Consider the following 16012-nt stretch of genomic DNA (forward strand, 5'->3'; position numbering starts at 1 on the left):
CACCGAGTTTGATGGCAGGCTACGCGGTTCCGGAATCCGAGACTTGCTTGATATCAGCATTGAATTCAAACCCAGCCCCTTCCGCTCGCCGCGCGATCCCGATATGACGCCGCCTTCGTTGTGACTGGAAAAGCGCCATGACCAGGATTGATGCAATTGCCCGTGCCCGTCAGACGCTGACGAGCGGTGACTTCTTGGCCGAGCTCGGCCGCCGGGTCGCCTATCGCACCGAGAGCCTCAATCCCGAGCGCAAGGACGAGCTCGCGGCGTATCTGACCAAAGAGCTGACGCCGTCCTTTGCCGCCCTCGGCTTTTCCTCCGAGATCGTGCCCTCGCCGAGCGGCAAGTCGCCGTTCCTGATCGCGACCTACCGCGAGAGCGACAGTGCCCCGACGGTGCTCAGCTATGGCCACGGCGACACCGTCGACGGCATGGCTGGCGAATGGCGCGACGGCCGCGATCCCTGGGCGGTGACGCCGGCGGGCAATCGTCTCTATGGCCGCGGCACCGCCGACAACAAGGGCCAGCACAGCGTCAACATGGCGGCGCTGCGCGCGGTGCGCGAGGCGCGTGGCGGCAAGCTCGGCTTCAATGCCAAGTTCATCATCGAGATGGGCGAGGAGATCGGCTCGCCCGATCTCGCCAAGGTGGCCGATCTGCATCGCGACGCCTTGAAGGCCGACGTCTTCATCGGCTCGGACGGCCCGCGGCTGTCGACCGCGCGCCCCACCATCTTTCTCGGCTGCCGCGGCGGCATCCGGTTGCATCTCGACGTCAATCTGCGCGAGGGCGGCAATCACTCCGGCAATTGGGGCGGCGTGCTCGCCAATCCGGCGACCATCCTGGCGAACGCGATCGCCACGCTGGTCGACGGCCATGGCCGCATCAAGCTGGAGGCGCTGAAGCCGCCGCGTCTCACCAATGCGATCCGCGCCATCCTCGCCGACGTGAAGGTGGAGCCGACCGCCGACGAGCCGGCGCTGTCGGACAATTGGGGCGAGGAGGGGCTGACGCCGGCGGAGCGGCTCTATGCCTGGAATACGCTCGAGGTGCTTGCGATCTCCTCCGGCAATATCGACAAGCCGGCGAATGCGATCCCCGGCCGCGCCCGCGCCGTGCTGCAGCTGCGTTTCGTCGTCGGCACCAAGGTCGACAGTATCGTGGCCGACGTGAAGAACCATCTCGCCGCGCATGGCTTCCCGATGATCGAAGTCAGCATGGCGCAGAGCTTCATGGCCTCGCGCGCCGACATCGACAGCCCCTGGATCAAATGGGCCGCGGATTCCATCAAGATGAGCACCGGCAAAGCGCCCGCCGTGCTGCCGAACTTCGGCGGCTCGCTGCCCAATGACGTGTTTGCCGACGTGCTGAAGATGCCGACCATGTGGGTGCCGCATTCCTATCCGGGCTGCTCGCAGCACGCGCCGGATGAGCACATTCTGCTGGATGTCACGGAGGAGGCGCTCGGCCTGATGGCCGGGCTGTTCTGGGATCTCGGCGAGCTGCAGAAGCCGTTGTGAGGCGAGAAGGGGGCATGAGCACACATCTCTTGGCGTTATCGGTGCTCACCTCTCGCTGCCTGAGGCGGGGTGAGCGACGCCCCGGTCGTGTTCAGCGCCTGCGGCCGCCCTTCGAGACGGCCGCCTTCGGCGGGCTCCTCCGGGCGAGGACTGGTGCCTTGGCGAAGTCCGCGGTGACGTTCATGGTGAGGAACGCCGCGCCGATCAGGAAGATGGAAGGCGGGCTTGCCGCGCGCGGCGCGTCTCGAACCACGAGGCCCGTGTGCTGTGCGGTTGCATTGCCGCGTGCGGGAACCGCCCGAGTGAGACTTTCGTCTGGTCGCGGGGCTCGCGAGCCCCGCGCAGTTTACCATCCCGACGTTCGGCGCTGCCGTTTCAGCCCGAACGTCTTGTCGAAGGGGACGCAGGACAGGCAATTTGTCGCGATCGTCCGAGGACGTCCCGCCGCGGGGCGGTCTATGGTGCCCGCGCTCGTCCGGCCGGAGATCGTCCGGGGGGCGGGGGCCATTTTGAGTTCGCTGTGGTTTATGCAAGCATCCGGCAATCAGCCGGATTGAGGAGATCAGTTATGAAGCAGCTTCGCCTATTCGGTCTTGCCGTCGCCGCCGCGCTCTGCGCCGGCCAGGTGCAGGCCGAGGACCTGACGGGGACCCTGAAGAACATCAAGGAGACCGGCACCATTACGCTCGGCGTCCGCGACTCCTCGATCCCGTTCTCCTATCTCGACGACAATCAGAAGCCGATCGGCTTTGCCATCGACATCTGCATGGGCATCGTCGATGCCGTGAAGAAGGAGCTCAAGCTCGACAAGCTCGATGTGAAGCTCAACCCGGTGACGTCGTCGACCCGCATCCCGCTGCTCGCCAACGGCACCATCGATCTCGAATGCGGCTCGACCACCAACAATGCCGAGCGCCAGAAGCAGATCTCCTTCACCAACACCCACTTCCTGACGGCGAGCCGCTACGTCTCGAAGAAGGCGAGCAAGATCAACGCGATCGACGATCTGAAGGGTAAATCGGTCGTGTCGACCGCCGGCACCACCAACATCAAGCAGCTCACCGAAGCCAACGCGGCGCGCAACCTCGGCATCAACATCATCCCGGCCAAGGATCATGCCGAGGCCTTCCTGATGGTGGAGACCGATCGCGCCGTCGCCTTCGTGATGGACGACATTCTTCTTGCGAGCCTCGTCGCCGGCTCCAAGGATCCGGCCGCCTACGTCGTTTCCAAGGACGCGTTCTCGAAGCCTGAGCCCTACGGCATCATGCTGCGCAAGGACGACCCGCAGTTCAAGAAGGTGGTCGATGCGGCGACCGCCAAGATCTACACCAGCGGCGAGGGCGCCAAGCTGTATGACAAATGGTTCATGCAGAAGATCCCGCCGAAGGGCCTGAACCTCAACACCCCGCTGTCGGCCGAGCTGAAGGCCGAGTTCGCCAAGCCGTCGGATTCGCCGGATCCGGACTCGTACAAGCCGTAAGGTGAGGTCGCAGCTCTCGCGCCGAATTCGATGCGCCCCCCTCCCCCTTGCGGGGAGGGGTCGGGGGTGGGGGTCTCAGGAAAGATTGCCCGTGTGGACCCCCCACCCCGACCCTCCCCCGCAAGGGGGAGGGAGCGCAGCGAGTTTTTGGCAAAGACTGTGTAATGCGACTTGCGAGCTAATTCCCTCTCAGGATGTCCCCGTGAACTACACCTGGAACTGGCACATCTTCCTGGAGCCGAACCCGACCGGGGCCGGCACCTATTTCGACATGCTGCTGGCGGGGCTGAAGGTCACCATCGTGACCTCGCTGTCGGCCTGGGTGATCGCGCTGATCTGCGGCACGATCGTCGGCATCCTGCGCAGCTTGCCGTCCAAGCTGGCGACCTGGATCGCCTTCGCCTATGTCGAATTCTTCCGCAACATGCCGCTTTTGGTGCAGCTGTTCCTGTGGTTCTTCGTGCTGCCGGAGCTGTTGCCGCCCACGATCGGCCTGTGGCTGAAGCAGATGCCCAATGCGCCATTCTATACGGCGGCCGTCGGCATCGGCCTGTTCATGTCGGCGCGTGTCGCCGTGCAATTGGCGGCCGGCATCGGCTCGCTGCCGCGCGGCCAGAAGCTGGCGGCGACCGCGCTCGGCCTCACCACCTTGCAGGCCTACCGCTACGTGCTGCTGCCGATGGCTTTCCGCATCATCCTGCCGCCGCTGACGTCCGAATTTCTCAACACGGTCAAGAACAGCGCCGTCGCAATCACGATCGGTCTGATCGAGCTGACGGGCGCTGCGCGCGCCATGCAGGAATTCTCGTTCCAGGTGTTCGAGGCCTTCAGCGCCGCCACCTTGATGTATCTCGTCATCAACGTCATCGTCGTGATCGGCATGCGGCTCCTGGAGCGCGCGGTGGCGGTCCCTGGCTACATCACGGGCAAATGAGATGCTGGCCAATTTCGATTTCGACGTCATCCGCCGCTCGCTGAGCTATCTTTTCATCGACGGCATGACCTTCACGCTGACCTTGACGGCGCTGTCGGCGACGGGCGGTCTTGTGTTCGGCACCCTGATCGCGCTGATGCGGCTGTCCGGCTATCGGGTGATGGGCTTTATCGCCGGGCTCTATGTCGACTTCATGCGCTCGCTGCCGCTGGTTCTGGTGATCTTCTGGTTCTACTTCCTGGTGCCCTATATCGGGCAGTGGATCACCGGCTCGTCGCGGCCGATCAAGGTCGGCGCGTTCGCGTCCTCCCTGATCACCTTCATCCTGTTCGAGGCGGCCTATTTCTCCGAGATCATGCGCGCCGGCATCCAGTCGATCTCGCGCGGCCAGCCGGCCGCGGCCTCGGCGCTCGGCCTGACCTATGCGCAGACCATGCGCTACGTCGTGCTGCCGCAGGCGTTCCGCAACATGCTGCCGGTGCTGCTGACCCAGACCATCGTGCTGTTCCAGGACACGTCGCTGGTCTACGTGCTCTCGATTCCGGACTTCCTCGGCGCTGCTTCGAAAGTCGCCCAGCGCGACGGCCGTCTGGTCGAGATGTACCTGTTCGCGGCCCTGGTCTACTTCACCATCTCCTGTGTCGCGTCCTACGGCGTCCGTCGCCTGCAGTCGCGCATCTCCATCATCAGATAGTCGGCTCCCATGATCGAAATCAGCCACGTCAACAAATGGTACAGCCCGAGCTTCCAGGTGCTGAAGGACTGCACGACCTCGGTCGCCAAGGGCGAGGTGGTGGTGGTCTGCGGCCCCTCCGGCTCCGGCAAGTCGACCCTGATCAAATGCGTCAACGCGCTGGAGCCGTTCCAGGACGGCGTGATCACGATCGACGGCCTCAAGGTCAATGATTCCAAGACCAACCTGCCGAAGCTGCGCTCGCGGGTCGGCATGGTGTTCCAGCACTTCGAGCTGTTTCCGCATCTCAAGATCATCGACAATCTCTGCCTCGCCCAGCAGAAGGTGCTGGGTCGTGGCCATGAGGAAGCGACCGCGAAGGGCATGAAGCTCCTGGATCGCGTCGGCCTCAAGGAGCAGGCGCAGAAGTTTCCGGCGCAGCTCTCCGGCGGTCAGCAGCAGCGCGTGGCGATCGCACGTGCGCTCGCCATGGACCCGATCGCGATGCTGTTCGACGAGCCGACCTCGGCGCTCGATCCGGAGATGATCAGCGAGGTGCTTGACGTCATGGTCGATCTCGCCCGCGAGGGCATGACCATGATGGTCGTGACCCACGAGATGGGCTTCGCCAGGAAGGTCGCCCACCGCGTCATCTTCATGGACCGCGGCGAGATCGTCGAGGACGCCAAGAAGGAGGATTTCTTCGGCCAGCCGCGCAGCGAGCGGGCGCAACAGTTCTTGTCGAAAATCCTGTCGCATTAGCACTTACCGTCGTTCCGGGGCGCGCGGAACGCGCGAACCCTGAATCTCGAAGTTGGAGAATATGAATTTGGACCCGATCGCTTACGTCAACGGCGCCTTCGTGCCCCTGTCCGAGGCCAAGGTCTCGGTCCTCGATCGCGGCTTCCTGTTTGCCGACGGCATCTACGAAGTGGCGGCGGTGCTCGATGGCAAGCTGGTCGACAGTGCCCCGCATCTTGCCCGCCTGGAGCGCTCGGTCGGCGAGATCGGGCTGGCGCTGCCGGAGAGCCTGGCGCGGATCGAGGAGCTGCAGAAGGAGCTGGTCGCACGCAACCGGCTCGACCAGGGTATGGTCTATCTGCAGGTGACGCGCGGCGCCGACAAGGGCCGCGACTTCCCGTTTCCCAAGGGCGACGTCAAGCCGACCTTGGTGATGTTCGTCACCGCCAAGGACATCATCAATGCGCCCTCGGCGAAGACGGGAATTGGCGTCATCACCGTGCCCGACATCCGCTGGGCGCGCCGCGACATCAAGAGCGTGGCGCTGCTGGCGCAGGTGCTCGCGAAGCAGGCGGCCGCCGCGGCCGGGGCCGGCGAGGCGTGGATGGTCGAGGACGGTCATGTCACCGAGGGCGGCTCGTCCTCGGCCTTCATCCTGACCAAGGACGACGTCATCGTGACGCGGCCGAACTCGAACGCGATCCTGCCGGGCTGCACCCGCAAGGCCGTGGTGAAGCTCGCCGAGGAGCGCCAGCTCAAGGTCGAGGAGCGGCTGTTCACGGTGGAGGAGGCGCTCGCGGCGAAGGAAGCCTTCATCACCAGCGCGAGCTCGTTCGTGCAGCCGGTGGTCACGATCGACGGCAAGCCCGTCGGCGACGGCAAGCCGGGACCGGTGGCGGCGCGGCTGCGCGAGATCTATGTCGATTTTGCGCGCGCCACGGCGGTGTAGTTGGAGGAGACGATAGAGCAGGTGCAGCATCGAAACCCGTTTGAATTGTCCGGCGCTTTGCTATCGTGGCGACGAACGAAACAGAAATCAGGGAGGAGTTTCGATGCGGTATCGCTTGAGTGGGCTCGCGGCCGGACTATTGATTGCGGGCGCAGGCATGACGGGAGCGGCATTGGCCGATGACGGCTGGGTGACTCTGGTCGACTCCACGACCAAGGCCGACTTCACCGAGGTCGGCAAGGCCAATTGGGAGATGAAGGACGGCGCGCTGTCGGCCGACAAGCTCGACGGCAAGGATCCATCGTATCTGGTGACCAAGGTGAGCTACAAGGACTTCCAGATCAAGGCCGAGTTCTGGGTCGATGACGCCGCCAACAGCGGCATCTTCATCCGCTGCGACCAGTCGGCGAAGATCGACTCCAACATCTGCTACGAGGTCAACATCTTCGACAAGCGGCCCGATCCGAAATACGGCACCGGCGCGATCGTCGACGTGTCCAAGGTCGATCCGATGCCGAAGGCCGGCGGCAAGTGGAATACCTACGAGATCACCGCCAAGGGCACGCGGCTGACCGTGATCCTCAACGGCGAGAAGACCGCCGATGTCGACGACAGCAAGCACGCGGCGGGACCGATCGCCCTGCAGTACGGCTCGGGCGTCGTGAAGTTCAGGAAGGTGCAGATCAAGCCGCTGTAGCGGCCGTGCATTCCGGGCAGCGGCGCTGGCCGCGGCTGGCGCGGTAGAGGCTCTTGCAGTACCAGCGGCGCGCCATCATCTGCAGGGGATGGCGGGCCAACCGGGCCAGCGTCACCAGTTCGAGCATGGCGGGCATTGCGGACTCCTCTCCTACTTTCCAACTCTTGTGAAATGGGGCGGCACTTCGTTTGCGGAAGTGCCGCCCCAGTCGCATCAGCCATGCAGCTTCTTTGCGGTCTCGGCGATGACGCGGCCCTGATAGCGCGCCCCCGCCAGCTCGTTCGCGCTCGGCTGCCGGCTGCCGTCACCGCCGGTGATGGTGGTGGCGCCATAGGGCGAGCCGCCGGTGACCTCGTCGAGCTTCATCTGGCCGGCGAAGCCGTAGTTGAGGCCGACGATGGTCATGCCGAAGTGCAGCAGGTTGGTGATGAGCGAGAACAGGGTGGTTTCCTGGCCGCCGTGCTGGGTCGCGGTCGAGGTGAAGGCGCCGCCGACCTTGCCGTGGAGCGCGCCCTTGGCCCACAGGCCGCCGGCCTGATCGAGGAAGTTGGCCATCTGCGAGGCCATGCGGCCGAAGCGGGTGCCGGTGCCGACGATGATCGCGTCGTAATCGGCGAGCTCCTCGACCTTGGCGATCGGGGCAGTCTGGTCGAGCTTGTAGTAGGAGGCCTTGGCAACGTCGGCCGGCACCAGCTCGGGCACGCGCTTGACGTCCACGGTGGCGCCGGCCTCGCGGGCGCCTTCGGCCACCGCGTTGGCCATCGCTTCGATGTGGCCGTAGGCGGAGTAGTAGAGAACGAGAACCTTGGTCATGGCAGTCTCCGTGGGGACGAGGATGATCGGGAAGAGTGTCCCGGCCGGATGGCCGGCCGGGATCGCGTGAGAGGATTAGGCGGCGTCGACGAGCACCAGCTCGGAATCTTCGAGCGCGGTGATCTTCAGCGTGGCCTCGTCGCGGATGGCGGCGCCGTCGCGGGCGTTGACTCGGACGCCGTTGACTTCGACGCTGCCGGCCGCGGGCACCAGATAGATGTGCCGGGAATTGTCGGCGCTGTACTCGGCGGTCTCGCCTGCCTTCAGCGTGGTGCCGAGTACGCGCGCCTTGGCGCGGATCGGCAACGCGTCGCCGTCATCTGCGAAGCCGCTCGCCAGTGTGACCAGCTTGCCGGAGCGGTCGGACTTCGGGAACGGCTTGGCGCCCCAGGTCGGCTGGCCGCCATCGGTGGTCGGCTCGATCCAGATCTGGAAGATCCGCGTCGTGGTCGGCTCCAGATTGTACTCGGAGTGGCGGATGCCGCTGCCCGCGCTCATCACCTGGACGTCGCCGGCCTCAGTGCGGCCCTTGTTGCCGAGGCTGTCCTGATGCGTGATCGCGCCTTCGCGGACATAGGTGATGATCTCCATGTTCCGGTGCGGATGCGCCGGGAAGCCGGTGTTCGGCGCGATCTCGTCATCGTTCCAGACGCGCAGGGCGCCGTGGCCCATGTTGCTGGGGTCGTAGTAGCTCGCGAACGAGAAATGGTGCTTGGCCTTCAGCCAGCCGTGGTCGGCGCCGCCCAGCGCCGCAAAGGGCTTCAATTCGATCATGGGTTTGCTCCGTTGTTGCACGTCGGCCGCGAGCCGCCGTGCCGTTGGGCACTGGAATAGGCTGACGATCCGAGTATAGAAATAGAAACTATTGAAACCCATTGTTTCCAAAAGTGAGATTGCCGCCGATGGCGCGACTTCCGGATTTCGAGGCGATGGCGATCTTCGCCAAGGTCGTCGAGCTGCGCTCCTTCGCCGGCGCGGCGCAGGAGCTGAGCCTGTCCAAGGCGTCAGTGTCGAAGGCCGTGAGCCGGCTGGAAGAACGCCTGGGCACGCGGCTGTTCAACCGCACCTCGCGCCGTCTGGCGCTGACCGATGCCGGGCAGCGGCTGTCAGAGAGGGCCGCGCAACTGCTCGCGGATGGCGAGGCGGCGGAGACCGAGGCGTTGGCGCAATCGCTGACGCCGCGCGGGCTGGTGCGCTTCGCGGTGCCGATGACCTTCGGTGTGAAGAAGATCGCACCGCTGCTGCCGGTCTTTCTCGAACAATATCCGGAAGTGTCGATCGATCTGCACATGAGCGATGCGACCGTCGATCTCATCGGCGAGGGGTTCGATCTCGCGCTGCGCATCGCGCGGCTGCCGGACTCATCACTGGTGGCGCGCCGCCTCTGCGCGATGCCGCGCTACACGGTGGCGGCGCCGTCCTATCTGAAGCGGCACGGACGGCCGACGCATCCGATGCATCTTGCCGAGCACAAATGCTTCGGCTACGCCTATCTCTCCACCGCCGGCGTCTGGCACTACACCAACGCGGCCGGCGAGCAGGCCAGCGTGCGGCCAGCTGGACAGCTGCGCGTCAACAATGGCGAGGCGGTGCTGCCGGCGGTCATCGCCGGCCTCGGCATCGCCGACCTGCCGGACTTCATCGTTGGCGACGCGATCGCCTCGGGCGAGGTCGAGGTGATCCTGAAGGGCTGGAGCCAGCCCGAAGGGGCGATGCATCTGGTGATGCCGCCCGGCGGCCCGCGCCCCGCCCGGGTCGAGGTGCTGGCGGAGTTCCTGGTCAAGGAGCTGGCGAAAGGGAAGCGCAAGTGACGTTCGGGGGAGTGGTTTCCATGTGGAAGCAGCTGCCGAGCGCCGTTGCAAGGTGCGCCGTCGCTCTCGGAATCATTGGGTTTTTGCTACCGCTCGGATTGGGGGTGTTTCCGGACGATTGGCTGAATGCGATCGAGCTTCCAAACGCGCTTGGCTCGGCCCGGGTTGCAGCTCCAAATGGACGTGTGTTCGTTGCGAGCGAGCCGTTGGGGAGAGTGCAGCGCTATGGTCCCCAGGGCTTCGAGCGAGGTTTTTACGTCGGTTCGCAAGGCGGCGCCTTCGATATCGGTGTCAGTGACGCGGGAGATGTGCTGATCTGCTCCGTGCGTGCACGTGCGTTGATCGTCTACACACAAGACGGCGTCGAGAACGCCCGGCGTGGACCCTGCACCTTCAACGACGCAAATGGTGGACTCATGCCCGCGTCCCGGAGCTATGAGCGCAACGCTCGAGTGCCGGAAATCGCTTTCGGATGGTTCGGACTGCTGGCGGTGCCGCTCTGGCATCCGTTCGTTGCATGGTTCATGGCGCTCATGGGGGCGCTATTTTTGAAGTCGGGCACCGCTCGCTCGCAAGACAGTGAGCTTTCGTCAGTCGCCAAATGAGCGCACGACGCGATGAAGCTGCCGCGCCTGGTATCATTTCGGTGCGACGACTAAGTCGCGACCTCGCAAACGTCGACCCATTCGGCCGATGTCAGCTCGGCCATGCGGTCCGGCGTGATCTTGACGGCGCTATGGGTCGAGCCTGCCGCCGGCACGACGATGTCGAAGGCTTTCAGCGAGACGTCGCAATAGACCGGCAGCGGCGATTTCAGCCCGAACGGACAGACGCCGCCGACCTCGTGACCGGTGATGTCGGCGACCTCGTCGAGGCCGAGCATCTTCGGCTTGCCGCCGAACTGCGCCTTGACCTTCTTGTTGTCCATCCTTGCGTGGCCCGCGGCGACGATCAGGATGACGCGCTCGCCGACGCGCAGCGACAGCGTCTTGGCGATGCGGGCCGGCTCGACACCATAGGCCTCCGCCGCGAGCGCCACGGTGGCGGAACTCTGGCTGGAGACGAGGACGTCGATGTCGGGGGCTTTTTCGGTGAAGAAGGCGCGGACGGAATCAAGGCTCATGTTTGGCGACGATCTCGGGCAGTTCGGATAGCGCAGCAATACGATAGTCCGGCGCCAAACCCAACTCGTCCATCTGGGTGCGCAGCGCCTTGAACAGGGTGAGCGGCGCGACGAGGTCGGTCTGGCTGCAGGCAGCCGCCATGGCGTCCGGGGTGACGCGCTCGATCCAGGCGACGTTCAATCCGAACGCCTTGGCGCCGCAGACGTCCCAGGGGTTGGAGGACACGAACAGCACCTCGTCGGGCGCAAACCCGAGCGTCTCCTCGATCAGCGCGTACGCCTGGGGACTCGGCTTGAAGATCTTCCGGGCATCCACGCTGATGACCGCATCGAGCGGAGCATCGAAGCCGCTGGCCTTGACCAGGCTGTCGAGCATCGCAGGGCTGCCGTTGGAGAGGATCGCGAGCCGATGATCCTTCATCGCGGCGAGCGCAGCCCTCGCATCGGGGTAGGGATCGAGATCGAGATATTTGGCGATGATGCGGTCCAGCGTCGCCGCATCGGCCTGCAGCCCGAGAACGCGCAGCGTGTAGATCAGCGAGTCGCGGGTGACGGCGGTGAAGTCCTCGTAACGCTGCATCAGCGAGCGCAGCCAGGTGTATTCGAGCTGCTTGATGCGCCAGATCTGCGTGATGATGTCGCCATGGCCGGGAAAGGCCTGCTCGGTCACGGCCGCTACCGACTGGATGTCGTACAGCGTGCCATAGGCATCGAAGACCACGGCTTTGAAGGGCACGGCGATCACCTGATCGAAAGCAGACAGACGCGACGGCTGATGGCCACCGCGCCTGCGGATGATAGCACGATCCCTGACGAAACGAGCCGCCGGACGGTCTCAGATCCCTAGCAGCTTGCGGGCGTTGGCCTTCAACACCTTCGGCCGGATCTCGTCGCGGATGTCGAGCTTGGCGAAATCGGCGAGCCAGCGGTCGGGGGTGATCACCGGCCAGTCCGAGCCGAACAGCATCTTGTCCTGCAGGATCGAGTTGATGTAGCGCACCAGGATCGGCGGGAAGTACTTTGGCGACCAGCCCGACAGGTCGATGTAGACGTTCGGCTTGTGGGTCGCCACCGACAGCGCCTCCTCCTGCCAGGGGAAGGAGGGGTGGGCGAGGATGATCTTGAGGTCGGGGAAGTCGGCCGCGACGTCGTCCATGTACATCGGGTTGGAATATTTCAGCCGCATCCCCATGCCGCCCGGCATGCCCGAGCCGACGCCGGTCTGGCCGGTGTGAAACAGTGCGATCGCGCCGCCGTCGTTGATCGCCTCATACAGCGGATAGGCCAGCCGGTCGTTGGCGTAGAAGCCCTGCATCGTCGGGTGGAACTTGAAGCCGCGGACGCCATACTCCTCGATCAGCTTGCGCGCCTCGCGCACGCCGAGCTTGCCCTTGTGCGGATCGATGCTGACGAAGGGGATGAGGACGTCGAGATGGTCCGAGGCGACCTCGAGCATCTCGTAATTGTTGTAGCGCCGAAAGCCAGTCTCGCGCTCGGCGTCGACCGGGAAGATCACCGCGGCGATGTTCTTGGAGCGATAATAGGCGGCGGTCTCCGGCACCGTCGGCGGATGCTTGTGCGGCGACTTGAAGTAGTCGGCCATCTGGGCCTGGAAATCGTCGTAGCCGTCATCCGCATGCATGCCGCAGGGCTCCTCGGCATGGGTATGGATGTCGATGGCGACGACATCGTCGATCTTGGGCAGAGCGAGCTTGGGCATGGGCGTTCCCGGCGGTTGGTTCTTGGCTTTGGAAAATTGATTATAGGATATAACAAATTTGGCAATCGCCAAGTTGGATCGAGGGGCGCGTCGCCGGCCGGTTCTGTTGAAGACGGGGCCCGCCATGATTGACATCCGGCGGGCTGGTGGTTAGAAACCGGCCAATCCGGGCGACTTGGTCGCTTGCGGAACTCCCTTTGTATTTGCCACTTCCGGCCTGTCCAACACGGCCTTTCAACGTATCAGGATGTCCCATGAAGGTCCGTAACTCGCTGAAGTCGCTGCGTGGCCGCCATCGCGCCAACCGTCTGGTCCGCCGCAAGGGCCGCGTCTATGTGATCAACAAGGTCCAGCGCCGCTTCAAGGCGCGCCAGGGCTGATCCCGTAGATCTCCCCTCGAGAAGAGGGGCCTCCTCACAGGTCTTTGAGGCGCGTGCTGCTTTGCAGGACGCGCCGACTGCGTTTAGACTTGGGGCATGGCCAAGCGATCCTTGCGGGCGATTCTTCTCGCCGTTGTCGTCATTTCGGTACCGCATCTTGCCTTTGCGCAGGGGGAGCCGCGGGCCGGCGTCAAGCCAAAGCCGCCCGAGGCTCCGGCCAAGCTGCCGAAGATCGGCGCCGACAAGACCAAGGGCCTCGATTTCCTGTTCGGTGCCCTGAAGGCGGCGCCCGACGAGATCAGCGCCAAGCATGTCGAGGCGCGGATTTGGGCGATCTGGCTGCAGACCCCCAGCGATACCGTCGCCCTGCTGATGTCGCGCTCCAAAGCGGCGATGGACGCGAAGCAGAACGAGGTGGCGCTCAAGCTGCTGGACTCGGTGATTAAGCTTCGTCCGGACTATGTCGAGGCCTGGAACCGTCGCGCGACCATCTATTACCTCCAGAACGATTACGGCCGCTCGCTTGCCGACATCCAGCAGGTCCTGCTGCGTGAGCCGCGCCACTTCGGCGCGCTCGCAGGTCTCGGCATGATCATGCAGGATCTGGGCGAGGAGAAGCGGGCGCTGGACGCGTTCCGCAAGGCGCTCGAGGTCAATCCGCATCTCGACAAGGTGCCGGAGCTGGTGAAAACCCTCACCGAGAAGGTCGAGGGGCGCGACATCTAGCCGTAACGGCCGATTAACCACGTCTGGGCGGCCGTCCTTGTCGGTCCGGCCACGCGAACCTAGCTGCCTCTCAACGATGGAGCTCGGCAGGAGAGACGCGATGCGGCGGGCGGTGCTGACGGCAGCGCTGGTGATGACGACGATGTCGGCCGCCTGGGCCGAGGATCCGGATCTGTTCTGGGTGGTCGGCAACCGCGCCACCAATCGCTGCGAGATCGTGACCAGCAATCCGGTCGTCACGATCATGGGCGACATCTGGTTCGCGTCCGGCCCCTTCAAATCGAAGGATGACGCCAAGCTCGCGAGATCCACGATCAACGCGTGCCCGAACAAGGACATGACGCAGGAGGACTGATCGGCTCGCCCGCGAGCGGGCCGGCGGCTCAGTGGAACGCGGTGCTGCGGCGGTCCGGCAGGCCGTACTGGGCGGCCGCGGCATAGAGTTGTGCGATCTCGGCCTCGAGATGCTCGTTGACCAGCAGCAGCGCCTTCAGCGCGCCGCGAAGGTCGCCGTTGCAGCTCGCGACGATCTCGTCGATGGCTGCCTCGCTTGAACGAAAGCTCATCGGTAACCCCCTCCCAAAACACCAAACTAAACGCAGGGCCGGTCATCGTGCTTCGACTGCGCAATGACCCGACCGCAAGTAATTCACGGCCATCGGCTGATTGCGAGGAAATGTCCTGACCATGGTTATAAAATGGCCGACGACGCCATCATGACAGGATTCGCGGGCGAAATGACGGGAGGCGGGTGCCGGCGCCGCAACCTGCTGCGATCTGACCCGTATCTGTCCAGGTGACAGGCAGAAAATCATCAATGATTTCAATACTCGTAGTGGGGGCCCTGGGGCTGCTGGCGCTGCTGACCCAGGCCGGCGTCGTGCTGATGGAAAGACGCTATCCAGCCCAGGGAGAGGCCGTCGAGGTCGATGGAGCGACCATCAATCTTGTGGATATCGGGCCGCGTGACGGGGAGCGGCCGCCGCTTCTGCTTGTCCACGGCGCCAGCTCGAACCTCGAGGCGATGCGCAGGCCGCTCGGCGACCTGCTCGCCCGGCGTCATCGGGTGCTCCTGGTCGACCGTCCCGGCCACGGCTGGAGCCCGCGCGATCGCGCCGAGGATTCGACGCCCGCGGTTCAGGCCCGCATGCTGGACGAGGCGCTGGCCCGGCTCGGCATCGGCCCGGTGATCCTCGTGGTCCATTCCTGGAGCGGTGCGCTCGGCCTGCGCATGGCGCTCGACTTCCCTGACCGGGTCGCTGGCCTCGTCATGCTGGCGCCGGTCGCCTATCCCTGGCGGGGCGGGGTCGGACAGTACAATGCGGCCGTCACGACGCCGGTGGTCGGGCCCTTGCTGGCGCATACGATCACGCTGCCGCTCGGCCTGGCGCTGATGGCGCCTGGTGCCCGCGGGGTGTTCGCGCCGCAGGAGATGCCGGACGATTTCGTCGACCAGACCGCGACGCCGCTGTTGCTGCGGCCGCGCGAGTTCCTGGCCAATGCGCGCGACCTCGTCACCCTGAAGCAGGCGGTGATCGAGCAGGCGCCGCGCTATGGCGAGATCAAGGTGCCGGTCACGATCCTGGCCGGCGATGCCGACAGGACGGTCTATACCGAGATCCATTCCCGGCCGCTCGCGCGGGTCTTGCCCCAGGCGCGCCTGATCGTCGTGCCCGACCTCGGGCACATGGTCCAGAATGCGGTGCCGGAGCTCGTGGTGGGCGAGGTCGATCGGATGGTCAGCGCGCTCACGGCCGTCGAAGCGGCGCCCTGATGATGGAAAGGCCCCGGCGTCTGCCGGGGCCTCCAGGTCTCGAGCGGAGGGCCGCGGCCGGCCGCTTACTGCTTCTGCTTGCCGTCCTTGTCGAACGACGCGACATAGGCCCAGAGATTGTTGATCTCGGTCTCGTTCTTGATGCCCGCGAAGGTCATCTTGGTGCCGGGGATCTTGGCCTTCGGGTCCTTGATGTATTCCTTGAAGACCGCCTCGTTCCAGGTGATGCCCGAGTTCTTGTTGGCTTCCGAATAGTTGTAGTCCGGCGCGCTGCCCGACTTGCGTCCATCGAGGCCGTTGAGTTCCGGACCGACCTTGTTCTTCGCGCCTTCGCCGATCGCGTGGCAGGGCAGGCACTTGTTGAAGGACGTCTTGCCGGCGGCCGCATCCTGCGCCAGCGCGGCAGACGCCAGCGACGACGAGGCGAGGATGACGAGCGCGCTCAAAGTCATTTTCTTCATGGATCAGGCTCTGTGGGTTACGAGACGAGTTTGCGCGCAGGTTGTGGCATGGCCTCAAGCGACGCACAAGCGGGGAAGCGCTGAGGCAAATCAGCATAATGGCTGAGTTTGTTGCTCTGCCGCAAACTCCGATGCTGATCCGCTGCCTATCCAAACCGTTTCCGTTGTGATTGATATGCCAGGGCAAATCGAGGGCCGGAGGAACGC

21 protein-coding genes are annotated in these 16012 nt (G+C 64.7%); 13 read left to right on the forward strand and 8 right to left on the reverse strand.

Features of this window, described 5'->3' with window-relative positions:
* Positions 1-137 precede the first annotated feature (137 nt).
* The 7 genes from QX070_RS08950 (at position 138) to QX070_RS08980 (ending at position 6997) form a co-directional block, all read left to right on the forward strand.
* Positions 138-1520, forward strand: coding sequence for a M20 family metallopeptidase (locus tag QX070_RS08950; protein ID WP_315736522.1), 1383 nt, complete (start codon positions 138-140; stop codon positions 1518-1520).
* Between the two features lie 568 nt (positions 1521-2088).
* Positions 2089-3003, forward strand: a complete 915-nt coding sequence (locus tag QX070_RS08955; RefSeq protein ID WP_315736523.1) for an amino acid ABC transporter substrate-binding protein — start codon at positions 2089-2091, stop codon at positions 3001-3003.
* A gap of 202 nt (positions 3004-3205) precedes the next feature.
* Positions 3206-3937, forward strand: coding sequence for an amino acid ABC transporter permease (locus tag QX070_RS08960; protein WP_315736524.1), 732 nt, complete (start codon positions 3206-3208; stop codon positions 3935-3937).
* Position 3938: 1 nt separating this feature from the next.
* On the forward strand, positions 3939-4631 hold the full coding sequence (locus QX070_RS08965) for an amino acid ABC transporter permease (protein WP_315736525.1): 693 nt from the start codon (positions 3939-3941) through the stop codon (positions 4629-4631).
* 9 nt (positions 4632-4640) lie between these two features.
* On the forward strand, positions 4641-5372 hold the full coding sequence (locus QX070_RS08970) for an amino acid ABC transporter ATP-binding protein (RefSeq protein WP_315736526.1): 732 nt from the start codon (positions 4641-4643) through the stop codon (positions 5370-5372).
* Positions 5373-5439: 67 nt separating this feature from the next.
* Entirely contained in the window at positions 5440-6300 is an 861-nt protein-coding gene (locus QX070_RS08975; protein WP_315736527.1) for a D-amino-acid transaminase, read from the forward strand.
* A gap of 103 nt (positions 6301-6403) precedes the next feature.
* Entirely contained in the window at positions 6404-6997 is a 594-nt protein-coding gene (locus tag QX070_RS08980) for a DUF1080 domain-containing protein (protein WP_315736528.1), read from the forward strand.
* On the opposite strand, the gene QX070_RS08985 is transcribed toward QX070_RS08980, so the two are convergent.
* From QX070_RS08985 to QX070_RS08995, 3 genes are all read right to left on the reverse strand, one after another.
* Positions 6984-7133, reverse strand: coding sequence for a hypothetical protein (locus tag QX070_RS08985; protein WP_315736529.1), 150 nt, complete (start codon positions 7131-7133; stop codon positions 6984-6986). The two genes, QX070_RS08980 and QX070_RS08985, sit on opposite strands and share 14 nt — an antisense overlap.
* A gap of 77 nt (positions 7134-7210) precedes the next feature.
* Positions 7211-7810, reverse strand: a complete 600-nt coding sequence (wrbA, locus tag QX070_RS08990) for an NAD(P)H:quinone oxidoreductase (protein WP_315736530.1) — start codon at positions 7808-7810, stop codon at positions 7211-7213.
* 75 nt (positions 7811-7885) lie between these two features.
* Positions 7886-8584: a pirin family protein gene (locus QX070_RS08995; protein ID WP_315736531.1), complete on the reverse strand. Its 699-nt coding sequence runs from the start codon at positions 8582-8584 to the stop codon at positions 7886-7888.
* A gap of 128 nt (positions 8585-8712) precedes the next feature.
* Between QX070_RS08995 and QX070_RS09000 the strand changes: the two genes are divergently transcribed.
* A complete protein-coding gene (locus QX070_RS09000; protein ID WP_315736532.1) occupies positions 8713-9621 on the forward strand; it encodes a LysR family transcriptional regulator in 909 nt (302 codons plus the stop codon).
* A gap of 20 nt (positions 9622-9641) precedes the next feature.
* The gene (locus QX070_RS09005) at positions 9642-10226 is read left to right on the forward strand and encodes a hypothetical protein (protein WP_315736533.1); all 585 of its coding nucleotides are present in this window, start codon (positions 9642-9644) and stop codon (positions 10224-10226) included.
* Between the two features lie 50 nt (positions 10227-10276).
* Here the strand turns inward: QX070_RS09005 and QX070_RS09010 are convergent, their stop codons facing one another.
* From QX070_RS09010 to QX070_RS09020, 3 genes are all read right to left on the reverse strand, one after another.
* The gene (locus QX070_RS09010; RefSeq protein ID WP_315736534.1) at positions 10277-10744 is read right to left on the reverse strand and encodes a YbaK/EbsC family protein; all 468 of its coding nucleotides are present in this window, start codon (positions 10742-10744) and stop codon (positions 10277-10279) included.
* On the reverse strand, positions 10734-11480 hold the full coding sequence (locus QX070_RS09015) for a haloacid dehalogenase type II (protein ID WP_315736535.1): 747 nt from the start codon (positions 11478-11480) through the stop codon (positions 10734-10736). Before QX070_RS09015 ends, QX070_RS09010 begins: the two co-directional genes overlap by 11 nt.
* A 99-nt stretch (positions 11481-11579) precedes the next feature.
* Positions 11580-12464: an amidohydrolase family protein gene (locus QX070_RS09020; RefSeq protein ID WP_315736536.1), complete on the reverse strand. Its 885-nt coding sequence runs from the start codon at positions 12462-12464 to the stop codon at positions 11580-11582.
* Between the two features lie 254 nt (positions 12465-12718).
* Between QX070_RS09020 and ykgO the strand changes: the two genes are divergently transcribed.
* From ykgO to QX070_RS09035, 3 genes are all read left to right on the forward strand, one after another.
* Positions 12719-12844 carry a type B 50S ribosomal protein L36 gene (gene ykgO / locus QX070_RS09025; protein WP_006611362.1) on the forward strand — a complete coding sequence of 42 codons (126 nt, stop codon included), beginning with the start codon at positions 12719-12721 and terminating at the stop codon, positions 12842-12844.
* A 96-nt stretch (positions 12845-12940) separates the two neighbouring features.
* Complete coding sequence (locus QX070_RS09030; protein WP_315736537.1) at positions 12941-13570, forward strand: tetratricopeptide repeat protein; 630 nt, start codon at positions 12941-12943, stop codon at positions 13568-13570.
* Between the two features lie 100 nt (positions 13571-13670).
* Complete coding sequence (locus QX070_RS09035; protein WP_315736538.1) at positions 13671-13925, forward strand: hypothetical protein; 255 nt, start codon at positions 13671-13673, stop codon at positions 13923-13925.
* A gap of 28 nt (positions 13926-13953) precedes the next feature.
* On the opposite strand, the gene QX070_RS09040 is transcribed toward QX070_RS09035, so the two are convergent.
* Entirely contained in the window at positions 13954-14136 is a 183-nt protein-coding gene (locus tag QX070_RS09040) for a hypothetical protein (protein ID WP_231319498.1), read from the reverse strand.
* A 251-nt stretch (positions 14137-14387) separates the two neighbouring features.
* On the opposite strand from QX070_RS09040, the gene QX070_RS09045 reads away from it, so the two are divergent.
* Positions 14388-15344 carry an alpha/beta hydrolase gene (locus QX070_RS09045; RefSeq protein WP_315736539.1) on the forward strand — a complete coding sequence of 319 codons (957 nt, stop codon included), beginning with the start codon at positions 14388-14390 and terminating at the stop codon, positions 15342-15344.
* 65 nt (positions 15345-15409) lie between these two features.
* Here QX070_RS09045 and cycA read toward each other — a convergent pair whose 3' ends face one another.
* On the reverse strand, positions 15410-15805 hold the full coding sequence (cycA, locus tag QX070_RS09050) for a cytochrome c-550 CycA (protein WP_315736540.1): 396 nt from the start codon (positions 15803-15805) through the stop codon (positions 15410-15412).
* Between the last annotated feature and the right edge of the window lie 207 nt (positions 15806-16012).

It is taken from the genome of Bradyrhizobium sp. SZCCHNR1093, from assembly GCF_032381175.1.
In the GTDB taxonomy this organism is placed as follows: Bacteria; Pseudomonadota; Alphaproteobacteria; order Rhizobiales; family Xanthobacteraceae; genus Bradyrhizobium.